Genomic DNA, 15,255 nt, shown 5'->3' with positions numbered 1-15,255 from the left:
ATTACTCGAAAAAGTACGTTTTATTGGGCTTTAGTTTACTCTAAAATTTCATAATCTATATCTAATTTTCGTAAAGCTCTTAACGCAGACCCCGAGTTTTTATCCTTCACCTCGATATCAACTGCGTCGCCTTCTAAAAGGATGTCTGTAAGTTCATGTGATAAAGACGCACCTATACTTAATGAAATCTCTTCAATACATTTGGCTATTGCTCTTTTATCTGGCCTTAGCGCATCGCATGACAGTAAGTTTAATTTCATAAGAATAGTTTATTTGTTAGTCTTTTATTTAGTATGAATCAGAGATTCTTACCACGTTTTTGTATAACATAATTTTAATTATTTAAAGGGAATGTAATCCCAAGAGCAAATGCTCCAACAAACTGTTTAACGTTTGGCTGAAAGTAGTATGTAAATCCTAAATCAACATTATTTTCTTTTCCTAACTCCAGTCCTATTGCAAAGGGGATGTGATAATCAATACCGCTTTTTTCAATATTATCAAAAGCTGTAAATGTTTCAAACTTCCCAATGGAAGCCCCCATTCCTAATTCAAAATATGGCGCTACCCATGGAATAGGAGCGCGTACTCTTACTTTTCCACCAAGTAAAAAGGCTTTTGTTTCTGCTTTTTCATTAGTAGGGTTGTTATTTAGGTCTTTTCCGTTTGAACTTGTAGAAATGAAACCTGCATAGGGTCTAATTTCAACCCACGATTTAATCTTTAGTACCAATTCTCCTTGCGCGAAAAAGCCATCATCAGCTATGTCGTCAATACTATTGTAGGGAACACTAATACCGTATCCAATTTGAGCATTTATTGATTTTTCTTTTATAAATTGTGCTTCAGCTAAGTTAGACGTTAAAACTAGTATTAATACTATAAGAGTATTTCTCATGCTTTGGTAATGTGTATTATGTGTTTGAAATGGCTTTGGGTTTTTTTATATTTCAGATTAAAGGATGGGATTGTTTCATTTTACAAAACCAAGTTATCCTATTATTTGATGGGTTTCAAAGCCACCAATTCTGCAATTTTACAAATCACTTCGGTTGCTTTTATCATACTTTCTACTGGTACATACTCAAAACGTCCATGAAAATTATGTCCGCCAGCAAAAATATTAGGACAAGGTAAACCCATATAACTTAGTTGAGAACCATCGGTACCACCACGAATGGCTTTAATTAAAGGCTCAATGTCTAGTTGTTTCATGGCTTCTTCGGCAATATCAACAATATGCATTACAGGTTCTACCTTTTCGCGCATATTAAAGTATTGGTCTTTAATTTCGGTAAAAATAACTTCTCTGCCATATTGGGTATTTAGCTCGGTGGTGAGTTTTACCATAACCTCTTTACGTGCCTCAAAATGTTCCATATCATGGTCGCGAATAATATAATGTAAGGTGGTTTCTTCAACATCACCTTCAATATTATGCAAATGGAAAAACCCTTGGTAGCCTTCGGTATGTTCTGGGGTTTCCAAGCGAGGTAAGGAATTTATAAACTCGGTAGCAATATACATGGAGTTTATCATTTTATCTTTGGCATAACCAGGATGCACAATTTTACCTTTTATTTTTACAACCGCTCCTGCGGCGTTAAAATTTTCGTATTCTAATTCACCAATTTGACTACCATCCATGGTGTAAGCCCAATCTGCGCCAAATTTTTCAACATCAAATTTATGTGCACCTCTACCAATTTCTTCATCTGGAGTAAAACCAACTTTAATGGTACCGTGTTTTATTTCTGGATGCTGAATTAAATATTCCATAGCCGAAACTATTTCGCAAATACCAGCTTTATCATCGGCACCCAATAGCGTAGTCCCATCGGTAGTTATTAAGGTTTGTCCTTTATATTGTAGTAAGTCTTCAAAATAATCTGGCGATAGTACTATATTTTCAGCTTCATTTAAAATAATATCTTTTCCATCATAAGTTTCAATAATCTGAGGGTTTACATTTGCCCCGGTAAAATCTGGCGACGTATCGAAATGAGAAATAAAACCAATTGTTGGCACATCGTGGTCTACATTACTTGGTAAAGTAGCCATTATATAGGCGTTCTCATCTATATTTACATCTTGCATGCCAATAGCCTTAAGCTCTTCGGCAAGTTTGTTTGCTAAATCCCATTGCTTTTCTGTGCTTGGTGTTGTTTGGGAATTTGGATCGGATTCTGTATCAATTGTAACGTAACTTATAAAACGTTTTATAATGTGTGCTTTCGAAATCATGTACATGAATTTTTTAGTAAGAAAAGAGTTGTTTTTCAAGCAACTAATTTACAATTATTACGGTTGATTAACTTCGTGTTGTCTAATTTTTTATTTAGAAGATTTCAACCTATTTTTGCATGAAATTATCTTGGTTTTTGTGTTTCTGCAAAAGGAAGATACCTTCAAATAAATACATTGATGTACAAATTATTACTTCGCCCTCTGTTTTTTGCTTTCGATCCAGAAAAAATTCATCATTTCACATTCGATTTAGTAAAGTTTACGTCTAAAATTCCGGGTTTTAAAAGTCTTTTTAGACGCTTATATGTGGTTGAAGACGAAAGATTAGAGCGAAAATTATTGGGACTTACTTTTAAAAATCCAGTAGGACTAGCAGCAGGATTCGATAAAAACGCAGTTTTGTACAACGAATTAGCCAATTTTGGTTTTGGTTTTATTGAAATTGGTACGGTAACCCCAAAAGGACAAGCCGGAAACCCGAAAAAACGATTATTTAGATTAAAAGACGATCAAGGTATTATAAACCGTATGGGTTTTAATAATGAAGGTCTTGATGCCGCTATTGTTCAGCTTAAAAAAAATAAAGGCAAGCTTATTATTGGAGGTAATATTGGTAAAAATACCGATACCAAACCAGAAGATTACACCAAAGATTACTTAACGTGTTTTAACGCCCTGCATCCTTATGTAGATTATTTTGTGTTGAATGTTAGTTGCCCAAATGTTGGCAGTCATGCTAAACTTAACGATAAAGATTATTTACTAGAGTTAATTGGTGCTGTGCAAAACGCAAATAAAACGTTTAGTAAACAAAAGCCAATTGTGTTAAAAATAGCTCCAGATTTAAATAATATTCAGCTAGACGAAATTATCGATTTAGTAAAAGAAACGAGTCTTGATGGTGTTATAGCAAGTAACACATCTACCGATAGAAGTGGGTTAAAAGCATCAAAAGAAAGATTAGATGAAATTGGAAACGGTGGTTTAAGTGGACAACCGGTAAAAGAAAAAAATACTCGAGTAATAAAATATCTTTCAGAAAAAAGTAATAAGGCTTTCCCAATTATAGGTGTTGGTGGTATTCATTCGGCAAAAGATGCGCTTGAAAAAATTGATGCTGGTGCAGATTTAGTTCAGGTTTATACAGGCTTTATCTACGAAGGACCAAGTCTTATTAAATCAATTAACAAAGCACTACTTAATAGATAATTATTTAATAAATCTTTTAATTACTCTAGATTTAGAATCCTCTAAAATTATCAAATAAGCTCCTGCAGCTAGTTCGTTTACATTAATGGCTTTATTAGACGTGATGCCCTTAGCAAGGATTTGTCCTTGATAATTACTAATTTGATATTGGAGTGCATTATCATTAAGAGCCCCTTTTATAAAAATAGAGCCGTTAGCCACTGGGTTTGGGTATAATGTAACTTCCGATAATGCATTTATAGTGGCATCGTTAACAGGGTTTAAATCTGTTATAGGTGTTGTAATTCTATCTTTAATAAGCTTGTAATAGGCATGCATTCTGGCAAATTGCTGTTCGGTAAAATGATTTCTGCAACCTCTTCGTGAATAGGACATAATGTTTCCCGTATCTGGTTTATAATAATCACCATTTGCATCGGTAAGGTTGCCGGTGTACTCACAAAAATTATTAATAGTGTTACTAGAGAGTTTTGGGTCTGCAGGTGTGTCGCATATACCATCGCCATCGGTATCACAGTTGCTACCATCCACTAATTCGGTAGTTTGTTTGCTATTACTAGTACCATGTGTATGCTCTAAAGAGAAAAAATGTCCCATTTCATGAGCCAAAGTAGAATTGTTGCTGGCACAACTGTTTTTAATAACAATTACGTTGTTTTTTCCAATACTATTGGTGTAACCACAAAGACTTTCTTCTATCTCGTTTTCAACATAGTCAATAAAATATATATTAATAATGTTAGAAACATAATTTGCTTCTATTAAGCTTTTCTCATTTTTCTTATTAAAATGTTCTAATGCATTGTTATTAATAAAATTAATGTCTTCATATAAATAGAACTGCATGTATGCTTTTGCATAGATGTTGTTAAGATTAGCAATTGTATTTTCAAGACTAGAACTATCTAGTCCGCCAGAACCATCAGAATTTCTAATAATATGGACTTTTATGGGAATTAAGTTTAAGAGCTCTTTTGAAGATTCTTTTTTACTTAATTTCTTTTGAATGAAATCTTGTTCTAATGCCTTTAGTTGAGGTTTTATACTGTTATAAAAGTTTATAGATTCTGTTGTAGAAACAGTTCCACATTGATTTTCTATCTCATTTTGAGTGTATGCAATAGACGTAAGCAGAACTATTGAAAGGAATACGAGGTAATTTCTATGGACTAAAAGTTTCATTGGGGCAAAACATTTAAATCAAATGTATGTGCTCCTTCCGTTACCAAAGAATAAAAACGGTGAACGCTAATTTATAATCGTTTAGGTTAATAAAAACTACAAAAGATATTAGTTAATTATCAATTTTCGAGTTGTATGGTTACCATTAATATTAGTTACTCGTACTAAATAGATACCTTTTTTTAAGTTTGATAAGTCGAATTCTAGTTTTGATGGACTATTTTCAACTGTCACGTTCTGTATTATACTTCCCAAAACACTGTAAATTTTTACCGTACTAATTTCTAAATTTTGAATATTAGAAATGGTGATTTTTCCTTTGGAAGGATTTGGGTATATTTTTATGTTTTCAGGTAAAGCTTTTTGTGTACTGCTTAAAGTGGATGTATTATATTGAAACGTTATACTAGCCATTCTATTACCATTAATAGGATAACCCGAAAGCATAGAGATTGGCTCTCTTGGGTTTGTAATGCTATTATTTGATGTGTATTCTGTTCCAGAATCGGTACCAGCATCGTAGGCAAAAACATCTAAGGTAAACGTGTCTTTCCAACCATTATTAATACTGTTGTTCCCAGAGCGCAAGTTTAAACTGTTAATAGCAATAAACCAATCGGGACTAGGTGCAACCATAGATGCTAAGGTAATTAACGGGAAATCTTCACTAATTTCAATATTACTTAAAGAAGCCGTACTAGTATTACCAGCAAAAGGAGCAAAAGCCTGTTCTATATATTGATTAGCATTTCCGGCGGAAATTAAGGTGTTTATTTCATTTTCAAAATTAGTGTTTACTCCAATTTCGGCAACATCTTTTATACCGTTTGTTGAAGGCGCAGGAATTCCAAACTCTATAATAGCATTGGGGTTTTTATGGGTAGCACCAACCAAAGGCGACCAATGCGCATTATTGGGTAATGTGGTATGTTCGGTAGTATTCCAAATGGTGGTTATGGAAATATTAAAATTTGCTACCGACTGCCCAAAGGCATCATGTAGGGTAATTAAAAAAGGTATTAGTAAGAGTATAGTATTTCTCATAAAATGAGATTTTAGTTGGTGTAACATAATATTGAGTCGTATTTATAGTTTAAAACTTGCATTCTTAAAAATAATAGTATTTTTAACCGTTGAATTCTGATAGTAAATAATGAAAAAACCAGTAAAAATAATTGAATGTCCTAGAGATGCTATGCAAGGTATAAAGCAATTTATACCCACAGCTAAAAAGGTGCAGTATATTCAATCGTTATTGCGAGTAGGTTTTGATACTATCGATTTTGGCAGTTTTGTTTCGCCAAAAGCCATTCCGCAAATGGTCGATACGGCTGAGGTTTTGGCACAATTAGATTTAAGTAAAACAACCAGTAAATTACTTTCAATTATAGCGAATACGCGTGGTGCTAATGATGCTTGTAAACATCCTGAAATCGACTTTTTAGGGTATCCGTTTTCCATTTCCGAAAATTTTCAGATGCGTAATACCCATAAAACCATTGCCGAATCTGTACATACGCTTCAAGAGATCTTAAACATTGCAGATGCTTCAAATAAGCAAGTGGTTGTGTATATTTCTATGGGATTTGGAAATCCTTATGGCGATCCATGGAATGTAGACATAGTAGGCGAGTGGACCGAAAAATTAGCAACTATGGGTGTTAAAATTTTGTCTTTAAGTGATACTGTTGGCACCTCTAACCCAGAAAGTATCGATTATTTATTCTCTAATTTAATTCCTAAATATCCAAACATAGAATTTGGGGCACACTTGCATACAACGCCAACAACATGGTTTGAAAAAGTTGATTCCGCCTACAATTCCGGTTGTTATCGTTTTGATGGTGCTGTGCAAGGGTTTGGTGGCTGCCCAATGGCAACCGATGAGTTAACTGGTAATATGCCAACCGAAAAACTACTTTCCTATTTTACGTCAAAACATAACAATAGTTTAAATGCTATGAGTTTTGAAAGTGCCTATAACGAAGCTTCTAAAATTTTCAAGAATTACCATTAATTAAAAAAAACATTACAAATAAGTTTAATTTACTGATAATTAGTAAGATACTTATAATTTTGAATTCTTATTTTAATTTATTCTAAATAAAATTTGATTAATTGTATTTTGAGATTTATATTTGCAGCTGTAAAATAAAATTATTTATAATTAGTCTAAATTAAATAGGACGATAAATTACATAAAATGAAAAAAGTATTATTAAGTCTATTTGTAGTGTCAGCTTTATTTCAATCATGCTCAAATGACGATGATGGAAATGTAGAAACTAAAGTAACAGCGCCTTCAACTTACGAGTTTACAAGAGAAGGTAATTCAACGGTAAGTTATAGTGGTCAAACTACTAGAATTAAAATGGCAGAAGAAGTAGTAACTGCATTAAAAGTAGAAACTAATACCGAAGCAACAATAGATGCTATGTTTGCTCACATTGAAAATGCAAACGATTTTAGCGATGCAGATTTAAACGCTTCAGATAAAAGTGTAAGAAGTAAAGTAGCAGCTTCAACCGATTATTTTTCAGCAAATACAACAGAGGCAAATGAAATTAAAGCCGATTTTGATACTTGGATTGAAGAACAAGTAAACGATGTTTTTCCTAGCTGGAGTGTAACTGCCGAAGTTGGAGTTGCAGGAGCTTTACAGCAATCAGGTGGTGGAACAGTACGTTATATAAATGCGAAAGGATTAGAATATAATCAAGCTTTTGCCAAAGGTTTAATAGGTGGTTTAATGATCGATCAAATAGTAAATAACTATTTAAGTCCAGCGGTTTTAGATGCAGGCTCGAATGTTGAAAATAATACTAATGGTGTTTTAGAGGAAGGTAAATCATACACCACAATGGAGCATAAGTGGGATGAAGCTTTTGGATATTTATATGGAGCTGAAGCCGTTGCAACAAACCCGGTTTTAGGTGTCGATCAATTTTTAAACGAATATTTAGATCGTGTTGAAGCCGATGAAGATTTTACAGGAATTGCATCTACTATTTACGACGCCTTTAAATTAGGTCGTGCTGCCATTGTTGCCGGAGAATATGATGTTCGTGATGCACAAGCAGAAATTATTAAAGGAAATATTTCGGTAATACCAGCTGTAAGAGCCGTGTATTACTTGCAATCTGGAAAAAATAAATTAGGTGTAGATGATGCTTCTGCATTTCACGCTTTATCTGAAGCTTACGGATTTATTTATAGCTTACAGTTTACAAGAAAACCAAATACAACTGTACCATATTTTACAAAAACAGAAGTAGATGCTTATTTAGCTCAACTTATGGAAGGTAACGGTTTTTGGGATATAACAGAGGAGACTTTAGATACCATGTCCGATGAGATTTCTGAAGCATTTGGATTTACAACAGAAGCAGCGGCTAATTAATATTCCTTATTTTTACAACCGTTTTTAATTTAAAGCAAAACAAAATGATTAAAAAACTTTTTTTAGCAACAGTAGTTCTTGCGCTTGTAGTAGCTTGTAGTTCATCGTCGTCTGATGATAGCCCTACGGTAACAGATAATTTTAATCGTGGTGCCTTATTAACCAATTTGGCCGATAATATTATTATTCCAGCGTTTCAAGACTTATCACTAAAACTAGAAACTTTAAAAACGGATAAAGATGCTTTTATAGCAGATGCAAATCAAACGAATCTGGATGAATTAAGAGCATCGTGGCTAGAGGCTTACAAAGTTTGGCAACATGTTGAAATGTTCAATATTGGTAAGGCTGAAGAGCTTTTGTATGGTTTTCAAATGAATATTTACCCAGTTTCAACAACCGATGTTGAAACCAATATTTCTAATGGCTCTTACGATTTAACACATGCTAATAATAATGATGCCGTAGGTTTCCCTGCAGTAGATTATATGATAAATGGTGTTGCCGGTAATGATGCAGATATTTTAGCTAAATATGAAGATGAAAAGTACAAAATGTATTTATCAGATTTAGTTAATCAAATGGAAAGCTTAACGAATATCGTTTTAACCGATTGGACGTCTACATATCGTTCAACCTTTATTAGTCAAACGTCTAATACAACAACAAGTGCTGTAAATAAGTTTGTTAACGATTTTATTTTTTATTTTGAAAAAGGACTAAGAGCTAATAAATTTGGAATTCCAGCAGGTGTATTTTCTACAGATCCTTTAGCGGAAAAAGTGGAGGCTTTTTATAATCAAGAGGTTTCAAAAACACTGGCTTTAGAAGCTTTATTGGCAACTCAAAATACATTTAATGGAACATACTATTCCTCAAGTGTAAAAGGTGAAAGCTTTAGCTCTTATTTAAATGAGTTAGATAGAAGTGATTTAGCCGCCCTAATAAATACTAGGTTTGATAATGCTAGAGAAAAAATTAATCTCTTAGATAATAATTTTTATAGTCAAGTTACTACAGATAACACTAAAATGACTGAAGCTTATGATGCACTTCAATTAGCAGTTGTATCTTTAAAGGTTGATATGCTGCAAGCATTTAACATTAGTGTTGATTACGTTGATGCCGATGGCGATTAAATAAAACATATACATTATTAAAAAGGTTGTCTATTAAAAAAGGCAACCTTTTTTTCTAATTTCATAACCTGTAAGGCTTCTAAAATCTTGTAGGCTTCATTTTATAAAAGCGTGTTAAACATAAAAACATATCTAAACAAAACTACAAATGCAGCTCCATTGGCTGTATTTCGTGTTTTATTTGGTGTTATGATGTGTTTTAGCATAATTCGTTTTTGGTATCATGGCTGGATAGAAACACTTTACATCCAACCAAAATTTCACTTTACGTATTATGGTTTCGAATGGGTTAAGCCACTAGGTTTTTACACTTATGTGGTTTTTATTATTTGTGGACTTTCGGCTTGTTTTGTGGCACTTGGTTTAAAGTATAGGTGGGCTATAATCACGTTTTTTTTGAGTTTTACTTATATCGAGTTAATGGATAAAACCACGTATCTAAATCACTATTACTTTATATCTTTATTAAGCTTTTTAATGATTTTTTTACCGGCCAATGCCTACTTTTCGGTAGATAGTTTGTTACGTAAAAAGAGCTATAACAATATCCCTAAATGGACAATTGATAGTATAAAACTCTTATTAGGCATAGTCTATTTTTATGCAGGTTTAGCCAAATTAAATAGCGATTGGTTGCTAAAAGCACAGCCTTTAAAAATCTGGTTGCCATCAAAATACGATTTACCTTTAATTGGCGATACTTTAATGCATCAAAATTGGTTTCATTATGCCATGAGTTGGAGTGGTGCTTTATACGATTTAAGTATTCCGTTTTTATTACTTTACAGAAAAACACGCGTTTTTGCCTTTGCTTTAGTGGTTATATTTCATGTGTTTACTCGGGTGTTATTTCCAATTGGCATGTTTCCGTTTATTATGATTGTGTCTACTTTAATTTTTTTCGATGCCGGTTTACATCGTAAAATTATCAGCTTTATAAAACGTATTGTGCCGTTTAAAAATTCTAAATATTCAATTGTACAACACAGTGTTTATAATTATAATTTCAGAAAACCCATAACTGCAGTTTTAGGTTTGTTTTTTATTGTGCAGTTAGTGCTCCCTTTTAGGTATGCGCTATACCCAAACGAATTGTTTTGGAGTGAGGAAGGCTATCGCTTTTCATGGCGTGTTATGCTTATGGAAAAAATGGGTATTTCAACATTTAAAATTGTAAACTCAGAAACGGGCGAGTCCTTCTACGTGAATAACAAAGATTTTTTAACTCCATTTCAAGAAAAGCAAATGAGTGCCCAACCCGATTTTATATTGGAGTACGCACACTACTTAGGCGATCATTTTACGGCGCAAGGGCATAAAAATGTACAGGTGTTTGTAGAAAGTTATGTGGCTTTAAATGGCAGATTAAGCGCGCCTTTAATAGATAAAATCGTAAATTTGTACGCCGAAAAAGAATCATTTAAACCAAAACATTGGATTTTACCATTTAAGGATGACATTAAAGGACTTTAAAATTATAATAGCACTACTTTTTAGTGTTTCTGTGTTTTCTCAACAAGAAGTTTCAGGAACGGTAATTTTTTCAGAAACAAAGCAACCCATTACCGATGTTAAGGTTTACGATAAGGCTTCAGGTGTGTTAGCAACAACCAATGCTTCAGGCTATTTTCAGTTTCAAACCAATAAAAAAGAATTAACTCTAGTGTTTTTTTCTTTTGAATATGAGGTTGAAGAAATTACAATTACTCCCGAAACCACTTCAGAATTACAAATAATATTAAAGGATTTAACCCAAAGTTTATCCGAAGTTGAAATTACTGCAAGAAAGCAACGTGTTTTCGAATTACAACGCTTAAAGGATGTTGAAGGAACGGCTATTTACGCAGGTAAAAAAACCGAGGTGGTTTTGGTAGAGCAATCTATGGCTAATTTGGCGGCAAATAATGCGCGACAAATATACAGTCAGGTAGCAGGTTTAAATATTTATCAAAACGACGATGCCGGTTTACAACTTAATATTGGTGGCCGTGGGTTGGATCCTAACCGAACTGCAAATTTTAATACCCGCCAAAATGGATACGATATTAGTGCCGATGTTTTAGGGTATCCAGAAAGTTATTATACACCAGCTTCTGAGGGGTTATCGGAAATTCAAGTTATTCGTGGTGCAGCATCTTTGCAATACGGTACCCAGTTTGGTGGCTTAATAAACTTTAAAATGAAATCGCCTAACCCAAACAAACCTTTAGAGGTTATTACCCGAAACACACTAGGGAGTTTTGGGTTGTACACTAATTTTACGAGCTTTAGTGGTACACAAGATAAATTGAGTTATTACGCCTTTGTTAATTATAAGAAAGGTGATGGTTTTAGACCTAATTCAGAATTCGAGTCGGTAAATACCTATGCGCATATTGGCTATCAATTTAACGAGAAAACAAAATTAGAAGGCGAAATTACTTATTTAGATTACTTAGCGCAGCAAGCAGGTGGTTTAACCGATGCTATGTTTAATGAAAATCCTTTACAAAGTAACCGCGAGCGTAATTGGTTTCAGGTAAATTGGCTACTTTATAATTTAAAATTTGCCCACGAATTCTCAGAACAAACAAACTTTACCTTTAACTTTTTTGGTTTAAATGCGTCTAGAGATGCATTAGGTTTTAGAACCAATAGAGTAAGTCAAGTAGATTCTGGTACCGAACGCGATTTAATAAAAGGCGATTTTAATAATTTTGGTTTCGAGTCTCGGTTACTTACCAAATACAAAGCGTTTAATAAGGATGCCACCTTTTTAATTGGTGCTAAATTTTACAAAGCCAACAACTATCAGCAGCAAGGTCCAGGAACAGATGGTAGTGATGCTAATTTTTCGTTTGCTTCAGATGAGTTTCCTAATTACCCAAGCCAATCGCAATTCGATTTACCTAACTTGAATACCTCTGTTTTTGGTGAAAACATTTTTTATGTAACCGATAAGTTTTCGGTAACCCCAGGTTTTAGATTCGAATATATAAAAACGCAAAGTGAAGGCTTTTATAAAAACATAAATACCGATGCGCCTGGCAATGTTATTTTTGAGGAAACGGTTGAAGATAATCAAAACTTCGAGCGTTCCTTTGTTTTATTAGGCCTAGGACTAAGCTACAAGCCTAATACCAATCTTGAAGTCTATGGTAACGTGTCTCAAAATTACCGTTCGGTAACCTTTTCAGATATAAACATTGATAATCCTGCATTTTTAATTAGTCCAGATATTACAGATGAAGAAGGGTTTACCGCAGATTTGGGCATTCGTGGAAACTATAAAAATACTGTGTCTTACGATTTGGGTGTTTTCGGACTTTTCTATAAACAAAGAATAGGTTTTGTAACTATTGTTGATACCGATGATAGGATAAAAAACGAGCGTGGTAATATTGGAGATGCTGTTATGTATGGTTTAGAATCTTTATTTGATTTTAATTTGAAGAAAATTATAGGTTTAAATAACCATTTTAAACTTAATTATTTTGTGAACACCTCGGTTATAAACTCGGAATATACAGCTTCAGAAAAAGGAGGCATTAAAGGAAATAAAGTAGAATTTGTTCCAGATTTAAATTTAAAAATGGGACTTAACGGTGGCTATAAAAATATCTTAGCCAATATTCAATACAGCTATTTAGGTAGCCAATTTACCGATGCTACAAACTCGGTAACGGCTAGTGAAAGTGGCGTAGTAGGCGAAATTCCAGAATACGATATTTTAGATGCATCGGTGTCTTACAGCTACAAAAATTTCAAACTAGAAACGGGAATAAATAACCTGTTAGATAATAGTTATTTTACAAGACGAGCAACCGGTTATCCAGGTCCTGGAATTATTCCTTCGGCACCAAGAAACTGGTATACTACTTTGCAAATAAAATTCTAAATCGCTTTAAGTTTTTTTTAACATAATTAAGGTTAAACCTTTACTTTCTGTTTTGGTCTAAAATTACTAACCATTACAACTAAACCAGCTTGAAGAATTTTTTAATTTTATCAGTATTATTCTTTTCCACCACTTTATTTGCTCAAAAATTTACGGCCGAAGGTATTGTTAAAGATCAATCGGACTATGTACTTGAGGGCGCAACCGTATACTTTCAAAGTATAAAAGATAGTGTGCCTATAGCTTATGGTATTACTAATAAAGACGAAAAGTTTTCCATAAATGTAAATACCTAAGAGGACACTAAAACAATTTTTAATATTGCATATTTAGGTTATAAACCCTATAAGACGGATATTAATGTTCCTACAGAAGATGCTTTAAATATGGCTATTAGAACTCTAGAAGATCAAGCCGAAAGTTTAAATGCCGTTTCCATAATTACACTTAAAAACAATAATAATTTTAGTTAAGAAAATGGTTAAACAGTACTCTTATTTTAAATAAAATTATAATTTTTAGTTGACATGTATTTGGAAGAAAGCGAGGTAATAAAGGGGGTAAAACGAGCTTGAAAAAACTCATGTAAAACTTAACATAATTTCTTATTATTTAGTCGTATATTTGCATGCAATTATAACTATAATTGCAACATGACTGCACACGAAAACAAAATTGTCGGAGAAGGTTTAACTTATGACGACGTACTATTAGTTCCAGCTTTTTCTGAAGTACTTCCAAGAGAAGTAAATATACAAGCAAAATTTACACGAAACATTACTATTAATGTACCAATTATATCGGCTGCTATGGATACAGTAACCGAAAGTAAAATGGCTATTGCTATGGCGCAAGAAGGTGGTATTGGTGTATTACATAAAAATATGTCTATTGAGGCTCAAGCACAAAAAGTTAGAAAAGTAAAGCGTGCAGAAAGCGGAATGATTATAGACCCTGTTACTTTACCGCTTACAGCAAAGGTAAAGCATGCCAAAAAGTATATGGCAGAATATAGTATTGGTGGTATTCCTATTGTGGATGAAGACGGGACTTTAAAAGGTATTGTTACCAATAGAGATTTACGTTTCGAGCACGATAACAAAAGACCAATTGTTGAGGTAATGACAAGTGAAAACTTAGTGACTGCATCCGTTGGGACTTCTTTACAAGATGCCGAATTAATTCTACAAAAACATAAAATTGAAAAGTTATTAATTGTCGACGATAGCTTTAAATTATCAGGTTTAATTACCTTTAGAGATATTACAAAATTAAGTCAGAAACCAAATGCTAATAAAGATCAATTTGGTCGTTTACGTGTTGCAGCAGCATTAGGTGTTACAGCAGATGCAGTTGAAAGAGCTGAAGCCTTAGTAAATGCAGGTGTAGATGCTGTTATTATCGATACAGCACACGGACATACCAAAGGTGTGGTTGATGTTTTAAAGGCCGTTAAAGCGAAGTTTCCTAAATTGGATGTTATAGTTGGAAATATAGCAACAGGTGCAGCAGCTAAATATTTAGTTGAAGCAGGTGCCGATGCGGTTAAAGTTGGTATTGGGCCAGGATCTATCTGTACAACTCGTGTAGTTGCAGGTGTTGGATTCCCGCAGTTTTCTGCAGTGTTAGAGGTTGCTGCAGCTATAAAAGGCAGTGGTGTTCCGGTAATTGCAGATGGAGGTATTCGTTATACAGGAGATATTCCTAAGGCTATTGCAGCGGGTGCAGATACCGTTATGTTAGGATCGTTATTAGCAGGAACAAAAGAATCTCCTGGAGAAACTATTATTTACGAAGGTAGAAAGTTTAAGTCGTATCGTGGAATGGGATCGGTTGAAGCTATGAAAAAAGGTAGTAAAGACCGTTATTTCCAAGATGTTGAAGATGATATTAAAAAACTAGTACCAGAAGGTATTGTAGGACGTGTACCTTATAAAGGTGAATTGAACGAAAGTATTCACCAATTTGTTGGCGGCTTACGTGCCGGAATGGGTTACTGTGGTGCAAAAGATATTGAAACTCTTAAAGAAAAAGGACAGTTTGTAAAAATTACTTCTAGTGGAATTAATGAAAGTCACCCGCACGACGTTACTATTACAAATGAATCGCCTAATTATTCTAGATAAGGTATTATATTTATATGAAAATAAAAAAAAGCTACACCAAATGGTGTAGCTTTTTTTTTGAAAAATGTTTTCTAT

At 33.5% G+C, this 15,255-nt stretch carries 13 protein-coding genes; 8 read left to right on the top strand and 5 right to left on the bottom strand.

What is annotated here, in order from left to right; all coding sequences use genetic code 11:
• Positions 1 to 35 precede the first annotated feature (35 nt).
• The 3 genes from BMY96_RS14640 to pepT form a co-directional block, all read right to left on the bottom strand.
• Entirely contained in the window at positions 36 to 260 is a 225-nt protein-coding gene (locus BMY96_RS14640) for a hypothetical protein (protein WP_092853519.1), read from the bottom strand.
• A 74-nt stretch (positions 261 to 334) separates the two neighbouring features.
• Positions 335 to 898 (bottom strand): outer membrane beta-barrel protein, encoded by a 564-nt coding sequence (locus BMY96_RS14635; RefSeq protein ID WP_092853517.1) that lies wholly within the window; start codon positions 896 to 898, stop codon positions 335 to 337.
• Positions 899 to 999: 101 nt separating this feature from the next.
• Positions 1,000 to 2,244, bottom strand: coding sequence for a peptidase T (gene pepT, locus BMY96_RS14630; protein WP_092853515.1), 1,245 nt, complete (start codon positions 2,242 to 2,244; stop codon positions 1,000 to 1,002).
• A gap of 180 nt (positions 2,245 to 2,424) precedes the next feature.
• Between pepT and BMY96_RS14625 the strand changes: the two genes are divergently transcribed.
• Complete coding sequence (locus tag BMY96_RS14625) at positions 2,425 to 3,456, top strand: quinone-dependent dihydroorotate dehydrogenase (protein WP_092853512.1); 1,032 nt, start codon at positions 2,425 to 2,427, stop codon at positions 3,454 to 3,456.
• Here the strand turns inward: BMY96_RS14625 and BMY96_RS14620 are convergent, their stop codons facing one another.
• Together BMY96_RS14620 and BMY96_RS14615 are read right to left on the bottom strand one after the other, a co-directional pair.
• Positions 3,457 to 4,638 carry a zinc-dependent metalloprotease gene (locus BMY96_RS14620; RefSeq protein WP_092853510.1) on the bottom strand — a complete coding sequence of 394 codons (1,182 nt, stop codon included), beginning with the start codon at positions 4,636 to 4,638 and terminating at the stop codon, positions 3,457 to 3,459.
• 108 nt (positions 4,639 to 4,746) lie between these two features.
• Positions 4,747 to 5,682, bottom strand: coding sequence for a T9SS type A sorting domain-containing protein (locus BMY96_RS14615; RefSeq protein ID WP_175473587.1), 936 nt, complete (start codon positions 5,680 to 5,682; stop codon positions 4,747 to 4,749).
• A gap of 109 nt (positions 5,683 to 5,791) precedes the next feature.
• Here BMY96_RS14615 and BMY96_RS14610 point away from each other — a divergent pair, with 109 nt between their 5' ends.
• From BMY96_RS14610 to guaB, 7 genes are all read left to right on the top strand, one after another.
• Complete coding sequence (locus tag BMY96_RS14610; protein WP_092853505.1) at positions 5,792 to 6,655, top strand: hydroxymethylglutaryl-CoA lyase; 864 nt, start codon at positions 5,792 to 5,794, stop codon at positions 6,653 to 6,655.
• 186 nt (positions 6,656 to 6,841) lie between these two features.
• Positions 6,842 to 8,038, top strand: coding sequence for a DUF4856 domain-containing protein (locus BMY96_RS14605; protein ID WP_092853503.1), 1,197 nt, complete (start codon positions 6,842 to 6,844; stop codon positions 8,036 to 8,038).
• Positions 8,039 to 8,082: 44 nt separating this feature from the next.
• A complete protein-coding gene (locus BMY96_RS14600) occupies positions 8,083 to 9,177 on the top strand; it encodes an imelysin family protein (protein ID WP_092853501.1) in 1,095 nt (364 codons plus the stop codon).
• Between the two features lie 111 nt (positions 9,178 to 9,288).
• A complete protein-coding gene (locus BMY96_RS14595) occupies positions 9,289 to 10,650 on the top strand; it encodes an HTTM domain-containing protein (protein ID WP_092853499.1) in 1,362 nt (453 codons plus the stop codon).
• Positions 10,631 to 13,054, top strand: a complete 2,424-nt coding sequence (locus BMY96_RS14590; RefSeq protein ID WP_092853497.1) for a TonB-dependent receptor domain-containing protein — start codon at positions 10,631 to 10,633, stop codon at positions 13,052 to 13,054. Before BMY96_RS14595 ends, BMY96_RS14590 begins: the two co-directional genes overlap by 20 nt.
• An 89-nt stretch (positions 13,055 to 13,143) precedes the next feature.
• Positions 13,144 to 13,350 (top strand): hypothetical protein, encoded by a 207-nt coding sequence (locus tag BMY96_RS14585; RefSeq protein ID WP_092853495.1) that lies wholly within the window; start codon positions 13,144 to 13,146, stop codon positions 13,348 to 13,350.
• Between the two features lie 357 nt (positions 13,351 to 13,707).
• Positions 13,708 to 15,180 (top strand): IMP dehydrogenase, encoded by a 1,473-nt coding sequence (gene guaB, locus BMY96_RS14580; RefSeq protein ID WP_092853493.1) that lies wholly within the window; start codon positions 13,708 to 13,710, stop codon positions 15,178 to 15,180.
• Positions 15,181 to 15,255: the final 75 nt, after the last annotated feature.

Origin of the sequence: Algibacter pectinivorans (genome assembly GCF_900112595.1) — a bacterium.
Classification (GTDB): Bacteria; Bacteroidota; Bacteroidia; order Flavobacteriales; family Flavobacteriaceae; genus Algibacter_B; species Algibacter_B pectinivorans.
The sequence above is the reverse complement of the archived record's forward strand: the minus strand, read 5'-3'. Positions and strand labels throughout refer to the sequence as shown.